Raw genomic sequence first — 15,922 nt, forward strand, 5'->3', positions numbered from 1 at the left:
CCCCGCCGGTGCGGCGGGGCCGCGCCGGCAAGCGCCGCAGATCGTGCTGCCCGCGCCGCGCAACACGCGGCGATTCTGCGTTTTGGGCGGCGTCGAACGACGTGCGCCGGGTTTTTTGCCCTGATTCAATTTCGTACCACCCCAGCCCGTCCCCGGCCCTGCCGGGGCTTCACACCGACAGGACGTCACCATGATCCAATTTGAACCGAAGTACATCACGTTCGACTGCTACGGCACGCTGACCCGCTTCCAGATGGCGGACCTGGCGCGCGAGATCTACGCGGACCGGCTCTCGCCGGTCGCGATGGAGGATTTCGTGCGTGCGTTCGCCGCTTACCGGCTCGACGAGGTACTCGGCGCGTGGAAGCCGTACCGCGACGTCGTCGTCAACGCGATCCGGCGCACCTGCGCGCGCGTCGGCGTGAAGTTCGACGAGGCCGAGGCCGAGCGCTTCTATCATGCGGTGCCGACGTGGGGCCCGCATCCGGACGTGCCGGCGGGCCTGTCGCGGCTCGCGACGAAGTACAAGCTCGTGATCCTGTCGAACGCGATGGACGAGCAGATCATGAGCAACGTCGACAAGCTCGGCGCGCCGTTCCATGCGGTGTTCACCGCGCAGCAGGCGCAGTCGTACAAGCCGCGGATGCAGGGCTTCGAATACATGTTCGGCAAGCTCGGCTGCAAGCCCGAGGACGTGCTGCACGTGTCGTCGAGCCTGCGCTACGACCTGATGACGGCCGAGGATCTGGGCATCAAGCACAAGGCGTTCGTCAATCGCGGCCACGAGCCGGGCACGCCGTTCTACAACTATTACGAAGTGTCGGATATCGGCCATCTCGCGACGCAGCTCGGGCTGTAAGCCGCCGGGGCGGCCGATCGATCGCGCGACGGGACGCGGCCGCGATGACGGCGCGCCCCGTCACGCGTTCGATCAGCGTACGAAACGAGGGTAATTACCGATATCGAGTCGTTCAAGGCGGGGCCACCCCGGCCGATATATGTACCGAACGGTTAATATTTCGAGGCCCCCGCATGAAGTTGTCCACCAAACTGCTGATGCTCGTCGCCGCGGCGCTGCTCGGCGTCGTCCTGCTCGCCGCGTTGTCGCTGCACACGCTGCGCGACGCGCTGATCGACAGCCGCCGCGAAGAGATCGTCATTCTGCTGACCAAGGCCGAGCATCTGGTCGATTCGTATCGCGCGCTGCAAACGAGCGGCACGCTCACGCAGGAGCAGGCGCAGCAGCAGGCCAAGGCCGCGCTGGCCGCGCTCAACGCGAATTCGAAGAGCTACTTCTGGGTCACGACGTCCGACGGCGTCAACCTCGTGCACCCGAACGCGAAATTCATCGGCACGCGCGCGAAAGGCAACCGCACGACCAGCGGCATGACCGACAGCGAGGCGTACCGCGCGGGGATGGCGCAGGCGCATTTCGCGCTCGTCGACGTGCTGATCAAGCGTAGCCCGGACGCGGACCTGGAGCCGAAGCTGCAGGGCGTGGTCGCGATTCCGGACTGGAACTGGTGGATCGGCACCGGATTTTTCTACGACGACATCAACGCGGCGTTTGCCCGGCTCGCGATGGTGCTCGGCGCCGTCGCGCTCGTCATCGCCGCGACGCTTGCGGCCATCGCCTGGGGCGTGCTGCGCAGCGTCAGGCGCACGCTGGGCGGCGAGCCCGCGCATGCGACGCAGATCGCCGCCCGCATCGCGGCCGGCGAACTGGACGTGCAGTTCGATACGGCGCACGCCGCGCCCGGCAGCCTGCTCGTCGCGCTCGGCGACATGAAGGCGCGGCTGACCGACACCATCGCCGAGATCCAGACCACGACCCACTCGATCGCCACCGGCACCGGCGAGATCGCGCAAGGCAACCTGGATCTGTCGCAGCGCACGGAGCAGCAGGCCGCGTCGCTGCAGGAAACGGCGGCGAGCATGGAGCAGATCACGTCCACGGTCAAACAGAACGCCGACAACGCGCGCCAGGCGAATGCGCTCGTGGCCCAGGCCAAGGATGCGACCGAACTCGGCGGCGCCGCCGTGCAGGCGGTCGTCGAAACGATGCGGCAGATCTCGGATGGGTCGGTGCGGATCGCCGACATTACCGTCGTGATCGAAAGCATCGCATTCCAGACCAACATTCTCGCGCTCAACGCCGCGGTGGAAGCCGCGCGGGCCGGCGAGGAGGGGCGCGGGTTCGCCGTCGTCGCGTCGGAAGTCCGCTCGCTCGCGCAACGCAGTGCCGCGGCCGCGAAGGACATCAAGGGCTTGATCGACGCGTCGGTCGAGCGGGCCGGCAGCGGCAGCCGGCTCGTCGAGACGGCCGGCGAGCGCATGACGGAGATCGTCCGGTCGATCGACCGGGTGGCCGGCATCATGGGCGAGATTTCAGCGGCGTCGGCCGAGCAAAGCACCGGCATCGAACAGATCGGGCTGGCGGTCGCGCAAATGGACGAAGTCACCCAGCAGAACGCCGCGCTCGTCGAGCAGGCGGCGGCGGCCGCTTCGTCGCTGGACGAGCAGGCGGCGCGCCTGCGGGCCGCCGTATCGGTATTCCGGCTCGCTGCCTGACGGCTTCGCGCCGCTCACTGCCGGCCAGCGCATCATCGCGCCTGCGTCGCGCCGCGCCGGCATGCGCCCGGCGTGCGCGCCGACATGCCGGTGACGCGCGCGTCGCCGCATGGCGATACGATTCCTGACGACTGCACGACTGCACGACTGCACGACTGCACGACTGCACGACTGTACGGCCGCAAGGGTCCGGTTTCCCGGTGGCCCCGTCATCCTCCCGTCTTCCCGCCAAGCCGTTCCGATCGAGCGGCATTCTTCTGAGCTTTCCCGCGCGACGTCCCGTCGCGATCCCCACCGTCGACGCCCGTGCATGCGGCGATCTGCCGCAATACATCGTGCGTTTCAGCCGTCATCGGCATGCGGACACGCATTCGACACAAACGTGCGGTTTGCGTGTGCCAAACGCGCGCCGGATGCCGAACGGACAATTTTGTCGGCGCAATCTGCGGCGGCTGCGGCCTTACGATTTCCTGCATCGACACGGGTTGGGCAGCCGCCGCGACACGCCGCCGGGCACACGGCGACACGTGGGCGCACGCAGCAATTCATGCTGCGCGGGCGGTTCAAAACGGTCGATTCGTATCGTGCGGGCGGGCCGAATCGCGACAAACCGCATTTTGGCGATGCTTAAATGAATTGCATGTGTACGACGTTGCGCCCGCCACCAGCAAGCGGGCACTGCGGGATTCGAGAACCACGCTGGACCCCAGGACCCACTTTCAACAGTCAGGAGCAGTTCGGATGAGCGACGATATCGACAACGGCGGCGGCAACGGTGGTTTCACTCGCCGCGACATGATGAAGGTCATGGCGGCGAGCGGCATGATGGCCGCCGGCGCCGGCGGACTCCTGATGAACCCCGCGTCCGCATTCGCGGCGCCCGCGGCGAAACGCGGCGGCAAGATCCGGGTCGCGAACGAATCCGGTTCGACGGCCGATACGCTCGACCCGGCCAAGGGCTCGACCGGCGCCGACTACATTCGCTTCTTCATGTTCTACAGCGGCCTCACGCAGCTCGACGCGAGCCTGACGCCGCAGATGAACCTCGCCGAGTCGCTGCAGACCACCGATGCGAAGACGTGGGTCATCAAGCTGCGCAAGGGCGTCACGTTCCACGACGGCAAGTCGGTCGGCCCGGCCGACGTGGTGTATTCGCTGATGCGCCACAAGAACGCCGCCACCGCATCGAAGGTCAAGCCGCTCGCCGACCAGTTCGCCGACGCGAAGGCAAGCGGCCCGGACGAAGTCACGCTCACGCTGGTCAGCGCGAATGCCGATCTGCCGGTGATTCTCGCAACGCCGCAGCTCGTGATCGTCAAGGACGGCACGACCGACTTCAGCACCGGCATCGGTTGCGGCCCTTACAAGCTCAAATCGTTCAAGCCGGGCGTGTCGACCGTCGGCGTGCGCAACGACAGCTACTTCAAGCCGGGCCGGCCGTATCTCGACGAGATCGAGCTGATCGGCATCGGCGACAGCGCCGCGCGCCTGAACGCGCTGCTTTCGGGCGACGTGCATCTGATCAACGCGATCGATCCGCGCTCGACGCAGCGGGTCTCGTCGACGCCGGGCTACGCGCTGAAGGAAACCAAGTCGGGCCTCTATACCGACCTGATCATGCGCAGCGACAACCCGATCGTCTCGAATCCCGATTTCGTCGAAGGGATGAAGTACCTGTTCGATCGCGAGCAGATCCGCTCGGCGGTGTTCCGCGGCTACTCGGTGATCGGCAACGACCAGCCGATTCCGCCGGGGCATCGTTACTTCAACGCGTCGCTGCCGCAGCGCGCGCACGATCCGGACAAGGCGAAATTCCTGCTCCAGAAGGCGGGCGCGCTGGGCGTCACGCTGCCGCCGATGTATGCGACGTCCGACGCGAACGGGTCGGTCGAGATGGCCGTACTGCTGCAGCAGGCCGGCCAGAAGATCGGGCTGAACCTGCAGGTCAACCGCGCGTCGCCCGACGGCTACTGGTCGAACCACTGGATGAAGCACCCGCTCACCTTCGGCAACATCAACCCGCGCTCGAGCGCCGACGTGCTGTTCACGCAGTTCTTCAAGTCGGATGCGCCGTGGAACGAGTCGGGCTGGAAGAACGCGAAGTTCGACCAGCTGCTGCTCGCCGCGCGTTCGGAAACCGACGACGCGAAGCGCAAGCAGATGTACGGCGACATGCAGGTGATCGTGGCGCAGCAGGGGCGGGTCGGCATTCCGGCTTTCATCAGCTTCCTCGACGGTTACGACAAGCGGCTCGCCGGTCTCGGTTCGATCCCGACCGGCGGGATGATGGGCTTCATGTTCGCCGAGCACGTGTGGTGGAACGCGTGACGTCGTTGCTGGCGGCCGCCGTGCGGCCGGTGCGGGCGACCGCGCCGGCCACGCGCGGTCTTTTCGGGAGTGCCGTTTCATGAACCGAATTCTCATCGGCCTGATCGTCCGACGCATCGCGGTCACCGCGCTGACGTTGCTGATCGTGTCCGCGGTCATCTTCACGATCACGAACCTGCTGCCCGGCGACGCCGCGCAGGCCGCGCTCGGCCAGTCGGCGACCCCGGAGACGGTTGCCGCGCTGCGCCAGCAGTTCGGCCTCGACATGCCCGCGCACGTGCGTTACGCGCACTGGCTCGCCGGCCTGATGCACGGCGATTTCGGCCGTTCGCTGTCCGGCGACATGCCGGTGTCGGAGATGATCGGCGGACGCCTGCCGAAGTCGCTCACGCTTGCGGCGATCACGACCGCCGTGTCGGTGCCGATCGCGCTGCTGCTCGGCATCCTCGCGGCGGTCAAGCGCGAGTCGCTGGTCGACCGCGTGATCAGTCTCGGTACGCTGTCGCTCGTCGCGACGCCGGAGTTCCTGATCGCGACCGTCGCCGTGCTCGTGTTCGCCGTGAAGCTGCGCTGGCTGTCCGCGTTGTCGTACAGCGGCGAGATCGAAAGCCTGCACGATTTCCTGCGTGCGTATGCGATGCCGGTGCTGACGCTGTGCGCGGTCGTGATCGCGCAGATGGCACGCATGACGCGCGCCGCGGTGATCGAGCAGTTGAGCGCGTCGTACGTCGAGATGGCCGTGCTCAAGGGCGCGAGCCCCGCACGCGTCGTGCTGCGCCATGCGTTGCCGAACGCGATCGGCCCGATCGCCAATGCGATCGCGTTGAGCCTGTCGTATCTGCTCGGCGGCGTGATCGTCGTCGAGACGATCTTCAACTATCCGGGCCTCGCGAGCCTGATGGTCGACGCCGTCAGCAACCGCGATTTCCCGTTGGTCCAGGCGTGCACGATGATCTTCTGCGTTGCGTACCTGACGCTCGTGCTGTTCGCCGACCTGTGCTCGATCGTGTCGAACCCGCGACTGCGGACCTGACCGTCCCGTCCTTCCTCCGAGATGCCGCCCATGCACCCGACCGACCCCGTTCAACGCAGCAACACGCTGCCGCCGTCCGGCGAACCGCGCCCGCCATGGGGCGGCGCGACGCCGCCCGCCGCCCCGGCCCCCGACCAGCCGCGCAAGCGCCGTGCCGCACGCATCGACTTGACGGCCGGCGGCCGTGTCGGGCTGTCGATGGTCGGGCTGATGCTGTTCATCGCGGTGTTCGCCCCGCTGCTCGCGCCGCACGACGTGGGCGCGATCGTCACGCCGGACGTGTTCGCGCGGTTCAGCGCGAAGCTGCCGTTCGGCTCCGATTTCCTCGGCCGCGACATGCTGAGCCGGATCCTGTACGGCACGCGGCTCACCGTGCTGCTCGCGCTCGCCGCGGTGCTGCTCGCCGCGCTGACCGGCACGACGCTCGGGCTGCTCGCGACCGTGTCGGGCCGCGCGGTCGACGAGACGATGAGCCGGCTGCTCGACGCGCTCACGTCGATTCCGTCGAAGATGTTCGCGCTGATGTTCGTCGCCGCGTTCGGCTCGTCGCTGCCGCTGCTCGTCCTGACCGCAGCGGTCAGCTACATGCCGGGCTCGTACCGGATCGCGCGCGCGCTGGCGGTCAACATCAGCACGCTCGAATTCGTGCAGGTCGCGAAGGCGCGCGGCGAGAGCGCGCTGTACATCGCGTGCGTCGAGATGCTGCCGAACATGATTCATCCGATGCTCGCCGATACGGGCCTGCGCTTCACGTTCGTCGTGCTGCTGCTGAGCGGCCTGAGCTTTCTCGGGCTCGGCGTGCAGCCGCCGTATGCGGACCTCGGCTCGCTCGTGCGCGAGAACATCGCGAGCCTCGGCGACGGTTCGGCTGTCGCGATCATGCCCGCGGTCGCGATCGCGATCCTGACGGTGGGCGTCAACCTGTTGATCGACGGTCTGCCGCATCGCGGCCGCCGCAAGGGCGCGGCCGCGGCCGCCGGAGAACACTGATGCGAGATCAATCGACTCCGCTCGTCGAGGTGCGCGGGCTGCGCGTTGTCGGCGGTCGCCCGGGCGCGGCGGAAACGACGATCGTCCACGACGTCGACTTCGAGATCGGGCGCGGCGAGGTGCTCGCGCTGATCGGCGAATCCGGCTCGGGCAAGACGACGATCGCGCTGTCGCTGATGGGCCACGCGCGCACCGGCTGCCGGATCGCCGGCGGCTCGGTGAAGATCGGCGGCACGGACGTGTGCAGGCTGTCGGCGTCGGGCCTGGCCGCGCTGCGCGGGCGCAAGGTCGCGTATATCGCGCAGAGCGCGGCTGCCTCGTTCAATCCGTCGCGCACGATCCTCGACCAGGTGATCGAGAGCGCGCTGATTCACCGGACGATGTCGAAGCGCGATGCGCAGGCAAAGGCGGTCGAGCTGTTCCGCGCGCTCGCGCTGCCGGAGCCGGAGACGATCGGCAAGCGTTATCCGCACCAGGTGTCGGGCGGGCAGTTGCAGCGGCTGATGGCCGCGATGGCGCTGATCACCGATCCGGAGCTCGTGATTCTCGACGAACCGACCACGGCGCTCGACGTCACCACGCAGATCGACGTGCTGCAGGCGTTCAAGAGCGTGATCCGGCGCTACGGGATGAGCGCGGTATACGTGTCGCACGACCTGGCCGTGGTCGCGCAGATGGCCGACCGGATCGTCGTGCTGAGCGACGGCGTGATCCGCGAGACGGGCGATACCGAACAGATCCTGCATGCACCGGCGCACCCGTACACGCAGAGCCTGATCGCGGCGGTCACGCCGAACGATGCGCACCGCGACGGGAAACCGGCGCCGGCCGACCCGGCGCCGTTGCTCGAGGTGCGCGGCGCGGTCGCCGGTTACGGCGGCCGCAACGCGAAGGGCTGGCCCGCGAAGCTGATCCTGAACGAAGTCGACCTGCGCATCGGGCGCGGACAGACGGTCGGCGTGATCGGCGAATCGGGCTCCGGCAAGACGACGCTCGCCAAGGTGATCGCGGGCCTGGTGCCGGCGGCGGCCGGGAAGATCCTGCTCGACGGCGAGCCGCTCGCGCGCGATATCGGCAAGCGCACCAAGGAGCAGCACCGCCGCGTGCAGATCGTGTTCCAGAACGCCGACACCGCGCTCAATCCGGTGCATACCGTCGAGCGCACGCTCGCGCGGCCGCTCGCGTTCTACCACGGGATCAAGGGCGCGCGTGCGCGGCAGCGCGTCGCGGAGCTGCTCGAACTCGTGCGGCTGCCGCCGGCGGTGGCCGCGCGGCGCACCGGCGAGCTATCGGGCGGGCAGAAGCAGCGCGTGAACCTCGCGCGCGCGCTCGCGGCCGAACCCGACCTGATCCTGTGCGACGAAGTCACGTCGGCGCTCGACACCGTGGTCGGCGCCGCGATCATGGACCTGCTGCGCGACCTGCAGGCGAAGCTCGGCGTGTCCTACGTGTTCATCACGCACGACATCGCGAAGGTGCGCGCGATCAGCGACGACATCGTCGTGCTGTATGCGGGCCGCCGCGTGGAGACGGGCAGCCGCGACGCGTTGTGCGCGCCGCCTTATCACCCGTATTCGCACCTGCTCGTGTCGTCCGCGCCGGAGCTGCGCGCGGGCTGGCTCGACGATGCGGCCGAGCGCTGCCATCGGCCGCTGGTGCCGATCGGCGAGCGCGCGGACGACGGCGAGCTGTGCCCGTTCCTGTCGCGCTGCGCGATGCGCGTCGACGGCGTCTGCAACCGGACGCCCCCGGTGCTGCGCAAGCTCGACAACGGCGCGCAGGTGCTGTGCCATCGCAACGAGGAAGACCTGGCGCGCTTCCAGGCCGAGCCGACGCAGGCCGGTGTCGCGCCCGTGCAGCCCGTGCGGCTGTGATGCGCGACACGCCGCCGTTCGGCGTGCGCGACGCGGCGGCTGGCGCACCGCATAGTCTGCTGCGGCGGTCGCGCAAAACGGCGATTTGCGCGCGTGCCGTGCGCGAATACGCGGCAACTGCGGTTTTTGATGGTGATTAAATGATTTCCCATGAACGGCAGCCGATCGTCGTCGCCGACAAGCTCGAGAAGGACCCGATGAAATTCGAATCGTACTGGCTGGATACCCGCCCCGCATTTCGCGCGGGCTGCGAGGGCCCCGTCGAAGGGCGCGCCGACGTGGTCGTGATCGGCGGCGGCTTTACCGGCTTGTCGGCGGCGCTCGCGCTCGCGCAGCGCGGCGTATCGGTGGTCGTGCTCGAAGCCGCGCAGGTCGCGGGCGAAGCGTCCGGCCGCAACGGCGGCCAGTGCAACACGGGCGTCGCGCAGGATTACGCGTCATTGGCCGCGCGCATGGGCGCGGAGCCGGCGAAGCAGTTCTATCGCGCATACGAAAGCGCGGTGAAGAGCGTCGAGACGATCGTCGCCGAACACGCGATCGACTGCGATTTCCGGCGCGCGGGCAAGCTGAAGCTCGCCGCGAAGCCGCAGCATTTCGCGGGGCTGGCGAAGACGTTCGACGCGTTGCGGCGCGACGTCGATCCGGACATCGAACTGATCGAACCCGAGCGGATTCGCGATGAAGTCGCGTCCGACGGCTTCTACGGCGGGCTCCTGCAGCGCAACGGTGCGCAGATGCACATGGGCAAGTTCGGTGTCGGGCTTGCGCACGCGGCGGTGCGCGCGGGCGCACGCGTCTACGAACATGCGGCCGTCACGCAACTGGACCGGCTCGACGGCGAGCGGCACGCGATCACCTGCACGCGCGGCAGGATCGTCGCCGATCGCGTGCTCGTCGCGACCGGCGCATCGCAGCACGGCCCGTTCGGATGGTTCCGGCGGCGCATCGCGCCGGTCGGCAGCTTCATCGTCGTGACCGAGCCGCTCGCCGACGCGCAGTTGAACCGGCTGTTGCCGCATCGCCGTGCGTACGTGACGTCGCGCCAGATCGGCAACTACTTCCGCGTGACGCCCGACAACCGGCTGCTGTTCGGCGGCCGCGCCCGCTTCGCGATGTCGAGCCCGCGCTCCGACGCGAAAAGCGGCGACATCCTGCGCGCCGGCATGGCCGGTTATTTCCCGGAACTGGCAGACGTCCGGCTCGACTACTGCTGGGGCGGGCTGGTGGACATCACCGCCGACCGGCTGCCGCGCGCGGGCCAGCACGACGGGCTCTATTACTCGATGGGCTACAGCGGCCACGGCGTGCAGATGTCGGTGCACATGGGCCGCGTCATGGCCGACGTGCTGTATGGCGCGACGGCCTCGAATCCGTGGCGCGAGCTCGACTGGCCGGCGATGCCCGGGCATTTCGGGTACGCGTGGTTCCTGCCGTTCGTCGGCGCGTATTACCGGGTGCAGGATTTTCTGCACTGAAGCGGGCGCCGGGGAGAATTCAACATGACAGCGCGTTTCGTTTGCCCGTCAGCGGGCGCCGCCTTGCCGGGCGTGACACCGCAGGCGGCGACATGAGGACTGCCAGCATGCTCGACCTGATTCACGATTCGGTCGAAGACACGACGCCATGCACACCGCGCGTCGCGCGGCCCGTCTCGCCGGCGATCGGCGATGTGCTGCGCACGATCGACGCGTCGTTCGCGCAGCCGCTGAATCTCGACACGCTCGCGGCGGTGGCCGGGTTGAGCGTATCGCGTTTCACCGCGCGCTTTCGCAGCGAAACCGGATTGTCCCCGCACCGGTATCTGTGCCTCGTCCGGGTGCGGCGCGCGCAGGACCTGTTGCGTGCCGGCGTTGCGCCGTCGGTCGTTGCGACCGACGTCGGTTTCTTCGACCAGAGCCATCTGTGCCGGCATTTTCGGCGCGTGCTCGGGATCACGCCGCGCGCTTGCGTGGTCGCGCGACCGGGCGGTGCATCGGCGCGCACGACGTCGGCGCGCGCGCACACCGAACGCCGCGCGGGCGCAAGTGCGGGCGGTTTGCATACCTGACGGAATTCCGGCGGGTTCGCCGGCGAACGGAGATTTCCAATATTGCGCGACGGTTTTCGATCCGGCCGCCGCGCACTGCAGAGGAGCAGAAATGACCGCAGCTTTCGTGTTGCATCGTGCCGACGGCGCGCCTTGTTCCACCTCGTTCCGCAAGCAGGCGTTCGGCGAGGGCGATCCTTTTGCGCGACATCGGGAGATCGCGTGGGAAGGCCCCGACTCGATGGCCGCGGGACGTATCGCCTTCGTCGGGGAACTCGACGTGTCGCGCTTTCCGCACATCGAAACGATCGCGGTCATCGAAGGCGAGCTGACGCTCGAAGCGGCCGGGGCCGCTCCGCTGGTGCTCGGGCCGGGGGAAGGGGCAGTCATCGGCGCCGGCACGGCGGTTCGCATCCGCGCGGAATCGCGCGTGTTGCTGATGTTCTGCGCAGCCGCGTGCACGACGCCGACGAAACACGGCCTGTTTCCGCTGCGGGCCGACGCCGACTTCAAGCCTTCCGCATCGCTGCCGCCCGACGTGCTGCTCGGCCCCGCACCACAATGCCGCAGCGACAACGTGTTCCTCGACGACGGCGCCGGGTATTGCGCCGGTACGTGGGATTCGACGCCCTATCACCGGATCGTTCGCCCGCATCGCGTCAACGAGTTCATGCTCCTGCTGGCCGGCAGCGTGCGGTTCGCCGACCCCGACGGCAGCGTGCTGTCGCTAGGCACCGGCGATGCGCTGTTCGTGCCGCGCGGCGCATCGATCGGGTGGGAAAGCAGCGAACGCGTCGCGAAGTTTTACGTCGTGCAGAACGTCCCTGCCTCAACCGAACGAGACTGACCATGTCCCCACCGCTGCGCCTTATAGAAACCTCGCCCACGCCGCCGGCATCGGCCGACGTCGTCGTGATCGGCGGCGGCATCATCGGCGTCTTTACCGCCTATTACCTGGCCCGGCGCGGGGTATCGGTCGCGCTCGTCGAGAAGGGGCGAATCGGTGCCGAGCAGTCGAGCCGCAACTGGGGCTGGTGCCGGCAGCAGAACCGCGACGAACGCGAATTGCCGATGGCGAGCAAGAGCATCGATCTGTGGGAACGATTCGCCGCCGAATCCGGCGAAGACACCGGTTTTCATCGCTGCGGGCTGTTGTACCTGAGTAACGACGAGGCCGAGCTGTCGCGCTGGGCCAGCTGGGGCGAGTTCGCGAAGACCGCGGGCGTGACGACCTACATGCTCGACCGCAAGCAGGCCACCGAGCGCGGACACGCGACCGGGCGGACGTGGAAAGGCGGCGTTTTTTCGCCGACCGACGGCACGGCCGACCCGGAGAAGGCCGCGCCGGCCGTCGCCGCCGCGCTGATGAAGCTCGGCGGCAGTGTCCACCAGCACTGCGCGGCGCGCGGCATCGAACTGGAGGGCGGGCGTGTCGGCGGTGTCGTCACGGAGGCCGGTGTCATCAAGACCAGGACCGTCGTGCTTGCCGGCGGCGCATGGGCGTCGTCGTTCTGCCGCCAGCTCGGCATCCGCTTTCCGCAGGCGTCGATCCGTCAGTCGATCCTGAGCGTGTCGCCTGTCGAGCATCCGCTGCCGGATGCGATGTATACGTCCGGCGTGTCCGTGACACGCCGCAGCGACGGACGCTACGCGCTCGCGATCAGCGGTCGCGCGCGCGTGGACGTGACGCCGCAGTTCCTGCGATTCGCGCCGCAGTTCTTGCCGATGTTCGCGAAGCGCTGGCGCAATCTTCTGCCGGGCTGGCTCGAAGGCGTGCGCGGCGGGCATGAAACGCTGAAGCGCTGGCAGCTCGATGAACCGACGCCGATGGAGGCGGTGCGCATTCTGGATCCGAAACCGGACATGCCGACGGTCAACGAAACCTACCGGCGCGCCGCCGAACTGTTTCCCGAACTTCGCGACGCGAAGATCACGCACGCATGGGCCGGGTTCGTCGACAGCACGCCGGACGGCGTGCCGGGCATCGGCGAAGTGCCGGGTGTGCCGGGGCTGATCCTTGCCGCGGGTTTTTCCGGCCACGGCTTCGGAATCGGGCCGGGCGCCGGGCATCTGATCGCGGATCTCGCGACCGGTGCGCAACCGCTGGTCGACCCGGTGCCGTATCGGCCGGAACGGTTCAGCGATTCCGCGTGGGGCAAGGTCGCGGATTTCTAGTACGCGGGGCGATGGCGGCCACGGCGCGAACCGTGGTCATGCCGATGGCGCGAATCATCGACGGACGGTCGACGGACGCGCCCATCTCAACCCGTCGGCAAGCTTCGACCGGCCCGTTATATCCGACCGCTTCGGCAGACCGTCGTTCGTGCCGTTCGCGGGCGTGCAGTACCGCCTCAAGGACATCCTGCAATGAATTCATCCGTCATTTCCCCCGTTCGTCACCTGATGCAGGCCGGCAGGCTGGATCGTTTCTTCATCGACGGCGACTGGGTCCTGCCCGACGGTGGCGAGCGGTTCGCGGTCGTGTGCCCGTCCACCGAGGACACGGTGTGCGACATCCCGCTCGGCAGCGCACGTGACGCCGACCGGGCCGTCGCCGCCGCGCGCCGGGCGTTCGAACGGTGGTCGGCCACTTCGCCGCAGGCGCGCGCCGCGCTGCTCGATCGCGTCCACACGTTGATGCTGGAGCGAACGGAACTGTTCGCCATCGCGCTGGCCACCGAGATGGGCGCGCCGATCGCCTATGCGCGCGCCGCGCACGTGCCGCTCGCGGCCGAGCATATCCGGGTCGCGCGCGACAATCTCGCGCGCTATCCGTTCGTTTCCCGACGCGGGACGACCGCGATCGTACGCGAGCCGATCGGCGTGTGCGCGCTGATCACGCCGTGGAACTGGCCGATCTACCAGATCACCGCGAAGGTCGGCCCGGCGCTCGCGGCCGGTTGTACGGTCGTCCTGAAACCCAGCGAGCTGTCGCCGCTCAGCGCATTGCTGTTCGCGGAAGTGATCGCCGACGCGGGGGTGCCGGCAGGCGTATTCAACCTGGTGAGCGGCAATGGTGCGGAGGTCGGCTCCGCGCTTTCGTCGCATCCGGAGGTCGACATGGTGTCGATCACCGGGTCGACCCGCGCGGGCGTGCTGGTCGCGCAGGCAGCCGCGCCGACCGTCAAGCGCGTCGCGCAGGAGCTCGGCGGCAAATCGCCCAACATCGTGTTGCCGGATGCGGACTTGCAGCAGGCGATCGCACCCGGCGTGGCCGCCGCATTCAGGAACATGGGCCAGTCGTGCAGCGCGCCGACCCGCATGATCGTGCCGCGCGCCGCGCTCGGCGCGGTCGAGGCGCTGGCCGTCGCGGCAGTGGAGCGGCTGGTGGTCGGCGATCCGTTCGCCGAGGCAACGACGCATGGGCCGCTTGCCAATCACGCGCAATTCGGGCGGGTCGCGCAGATGATCGACGCAGGCATCGACGAAGGGGCGAAGCTCGTCGCCGGCGGCCCGGGGCGGCCGGCGGGATTCGACCGGGGCTTCTACGCACGGCCGACCATTTTTTCCGACGTGCGCACCGACATGACGATCGCGCAACAGGAGATTTTTGGTCCGGTGCTCGCGATCCTTCCCTACGACACCGTGGAAGAAGCGATCGCCATCGCGAACGACACGGTGTACGGGCTCGGCGCGCATGTGCAGGGCAGCGACCACGAAAGCGTGCGCGCGGTGGCCGCCCGCATCCGGGCCGGACAGGTGCATCTGAACTATCCGGCATGGGATCCGCAGGCGCCGTTCGGCGGCTACAAGCAGTCGGGCAACGGCCGCGAGTACGGGATCGAAGGGATGGAGGACTACATGGAAATCAAGTCGATCATCGGCTTTTACGACTGACGCAGCCGCTGCGTGCGAACGCGGCGGCAGCACGGACTGGAAGCCGCTTACTTTCGGAAGGTGCCGAAATTGGAAAAACCTGTCATTCCCGATACGTCGCTGCAGGCGCATCACGCGCACTGGGCTAGCCTGCGGCGCGATCTGCATGCGCATCCCGAGCTGCGATTCGAAGAACACCGGACCGCCGACGTCGTTGCCCGCGAGCTTGACGCGCTCGGTTATGCGGTATCGCGTGGGCTGGGCGGCACGGGTGTCGTCGCGAGCCTGCCGGGTGCGGACCCGGCGCGCGGCATCGTGCTGCGGGCGGATCTGGATGCGTTGCCGATCCAGGAAGCCAACGACTTCGCGCACGCATCGGGCACGCACGGGATCATGCACGCATGCGGGCATGACGGCCATACCGTCATGTTGCTCGGCGCCGCGCGCATCCTGAAGGAACTGCCGCCATTGCCGGGTGCCGTTCATTTCGTTTTTCAACCGGGCGAAGAGGGCGGCGCGGGCGCGCGCAAGATGATCGACGACGGGTTGTTCGAGCAATACCCGACCGAAGCGGTGTTCGGCATGCACAACTGGCCCGGCTTGCCTGCAGGGCATTTCGGATTGCGTACCGGCCCGATCATGGCCGCGGGCTCGCGCTTCAGGATCAAGGTCACCGGCAAGGGCGCGCATGCGGCGCAGCCGCATCTGGGCATCGATCCCGTTCCGCTCGCGTGTTCGATGGTGCTGCAGTGTCAGACCATCGCCGCGCGGCACAAGGATCCCGTGGACCCTGCGGTCATTTCCGTCTGCATGATCCACGCGGGTACGACGGACAACGTCATTCCGGACAGCGTCGAGCTGCGCGGGACGATCCGCACGCTGTCGTCCGCGTTGCAGCAGAAACTGCAGACGGATGTGCAGCTCACGTGCGACGGGCTGGCGCGCGCGTATGGCGCGCAGGTCGACGTCGAGTTTTTCCAGTACTACCCGGCGACGGTCAACACGCCGGCCGAGACGGCGCTGTGCGAAGCGGTGATCGGCGACACGTTCGGTGGCGAACGCCTGTACCGCGACGTGCCGCCGAACATGACGTCGGAGGATTTCGGCTTCATGCTGGAGGAGCGGCCCGGCGCTTACGTGCTGATCGGCAATGCGCCGGAGGGCGCGGCGGCACCTTCGCTGCATCACCCGAAATACGATTTCAACGACGAAATCATCCCGGCCGGTGTCCGGTATTGGGTCGCGCTGGCGCAGCATTACTACAGGCGATCGTCGTGAACGCAT

General features: G+C 68.0%; 12 protein-coding genes. All 12 read left to right on the forward strand.

Features of this window, described 5'->3' with window-relative positions; all coding sequences use genetic code 11:
- Positions 1–190 precede the first annotated feature (190 nt).
- Positions 191–859: a haloacid dehalogenase type II gene (locus tag L810_RS01270; protein WP_021156521.1), complete on the forward strand. Its 669-nt coding sequence runs from the start codon at positions 191–193 to the stop codon at positions 857–859.
- Between the two features lie 173 nt (positions 860–1,032).
- A complete protein-coding gene (locus L810_RS01275) occupies positions 1,033–2,571 on the forward strand; it encodes a methyl-accepting chemotaxis protein (protein ID WP_021156522.1) in 1,539 nt (512 codons plus the stop codon).
- A 741-nt stretch (positions 2,572–3,312) separates the two neighbouring features.
- Complete coding sequence (locus L810_RS01280) at positions 3,313–4,899, forward strand: ABC transporter substrate-binding protein (RefSeq protein ID WP_021156524.1); 1,587 nt, start codon at positions 3,313–3,315, stop codon at positions 4,897–4,899.
- 79 nt (positions 4,900–4,978) lie between these two features.
- Positions 4,979–5,932 (forward strand): ABC transporter permease, encoded by a 954-nt coding sequence (locus L810_RS01285; protein ID WP_021156525.1) that lies wholly within the window; start codon positions 4,979–4,981, stop codon positions 5,930–5,932.
- 30 nt (positions 5,933–5,962) lie between these two features.
- The gene (locus L810_RS01290) at positions 5,963–6,922 is read left to right on the forward strand and encodes an ABC transporter permease (protein ID WP_021156526.1); all 960 of its coding nucleotides are present in this window, start codon (positions 5,963–5,965) and stop codon (positions 6,920–6,922) included.
- Entirely contained in the window at positions 6,922–8,796 is a 1,875-nt protein-coding gene (locus L810_RS01295) for an ABC transporter ATP-binding protein (RefSeq protein WP_021156527.1), read from the forward strand. Before L810_RS01290 ends, L810_RS01295 begins: the two co-directional genes overlap by 1 nt.
- A gap of 197 nt (positions 8,797–8,993) precedes the next feature.
- The gene (locus L810_RS01300) at positions 8,994–10,271 is read left to right on the forward strand and encodes an FAD-dependent oxidoreductase (RefSeq protein WP_042972807.1); all 1,278 of its coding nucleotides are present in this window, start codon (positions 8,994–8,996) and stop codon (positions 10,269–10,271) included.
- A 107-nt stretch (positions 10,272–10,378) separates the two neighbouring features.
- On the forward strand, positions 10,379–10,843 hold the full coding sequence (locus tag L810_RS01305; RefSeq protein ID WP_021156530.1) for a helix-turn-helix domain-containing protein: 465 nt from the start codon (positions 10,379–10,381) through the stop codon (positions 10,841–10,843).
- Between the two features lie 91 nt (positions 10,844–10,934).
- Positions 10,935–11,669 (forward strand): cupin domain-containing protein, encoded by a 735-nt coding sequence (locus tag L810_RS01310; protein WP_021156531.1) that lies wholly within the window; start codon positions 10,935–10,937, stop codon positions 11,667–11,669.
- Between the two features lie 2 nt (positions 11,670–11,671).
- Positions 11,672–12,997, forward strand: coding sequence for an NAD(P)/FAD-dependent oxidoreductase (locus L810_RS01315; RefSeq protein ID WP_021156532.1), 1,326 nt, complete (start codon positions 11,672–11,674; stop codon positions 12,995–12,997).
- Positions 12,998–13,189: 192 nt separating this feature from the next.
- Positions 13,190–14,659, forward strand: a complete 1,470-nt coding sequence (locus L810_RS01320) for an aldehyde dehydrogenase family protein (RefSeq protein WP_021156533.1) — start codon at positions 13,190–13,192, stop codon at positions 14,657–14,659.
- Between the two features lie 69 nt (positions 14,660–14,728).
- Positions 14,729–15,916: a M20 aminoacylase family protein gene (locus tag L810_RS01325; RefSeq protein ID WP_042972770.1), complete on the forward strand. Its 1,188-nt coding sequence runs from the start codon at positions 14,729–14,731 to the stop codon at positions 15,914–15,916.
- Positions 15,917–15,922: the final 6 nt, after the last annotated feature.

This window comes from Burkholderia sp. AU4i (assembly GCF_000466765.1).
Taxonomy (GTDB): Bacteria; Pseudomonadota; Gammaproteobacteria; order Burkholderiales; family Burkholderiaceae; genus Burkholderia; species Burkholderia cepacia.

What these genes read in the sequence shown, in the direction of transcription:
- L810_RS01295 (WP_021156527.1), top strand. Translation starts at nt 6,922, where the DNA reads ATGCGAGATCAATCGACTCCGCTCGTCGAGGTGCGCGGGCTGCGCGTT.
- L810_RS01270 (WP_021156521.1), top strand. Translation starts at nt 191, where the DNA reads ATGATCCAATTTGAACCGAAGTACATCACGTTCGACTGCTACGGCACG.
- L810_RS01280 (WP_021156524.1), top strand. Translation starts at nt 3,313, where the DNA reads ATGAGCGACGATATCGACAACGGCGGCGGCAACGGTGGTTTCACTCGC.
- L810_RS01310 (WP_021156531.1), top strand. Translation starts at nt 10,935, where the DNA reads ATGACCGCAGCTTTCGTGTTGCATCGTGCCGACGGCGCGCCTTGTTCC.
- L810_RS01275 (WP_021156522.1), top strand. Translation starts at nt 1,033, where the DNA reads ATGAAGTTGTCCACCAAACTGCTGATGCTCGTCGCCGCGGCGCTGCTC.
- L810_RS01305 (WP_021156530.1), top strand. Translation starts at nt 10,379, where the DNA reads ATGCTCGACCTGATTCACGATTCGGTCGAAGACACGACGCCATGCACA.
- L810_RS01315 (WP_021156532.1), top strand. Translation starts at nt 11,672, where the DNA reads ATGTCCCCACCGCTGCGCCTTATAGAAACCTCGCCCACGCCGCCGGCA.
- L810_RS01285 (WP_021156525.1), top strand. Translation starts at nt 4,979, where the DNA reads ATGAACCGAATTCTCATCGGCCTGATCGTCCGACGCATCGCGGTCACC.
- L810_RS01300 (WP_042972807.1), top strand. Translation starts at nt 8,994, where the DNA reads ATGAAATTCGAATCGTACTGGCTGGATACCCGCCCCGCATTTCGCGCG.
- L810_RS01320 (WP_021156533.1), top strand. Translation starts at nt 13,190, where the DNA reads ATGAATTCATCCGTCATTTCCCCCGTTCGTCACCTGATGCAGGCCGGC.
- L810_RS01290 (WP_021156526.1), top strand. Translation starts at nt 5,963, where the DNA reads ATGCACCCGACCGACCCCGTTCAACGCAGCAACACGCTGCCGCCGTCC.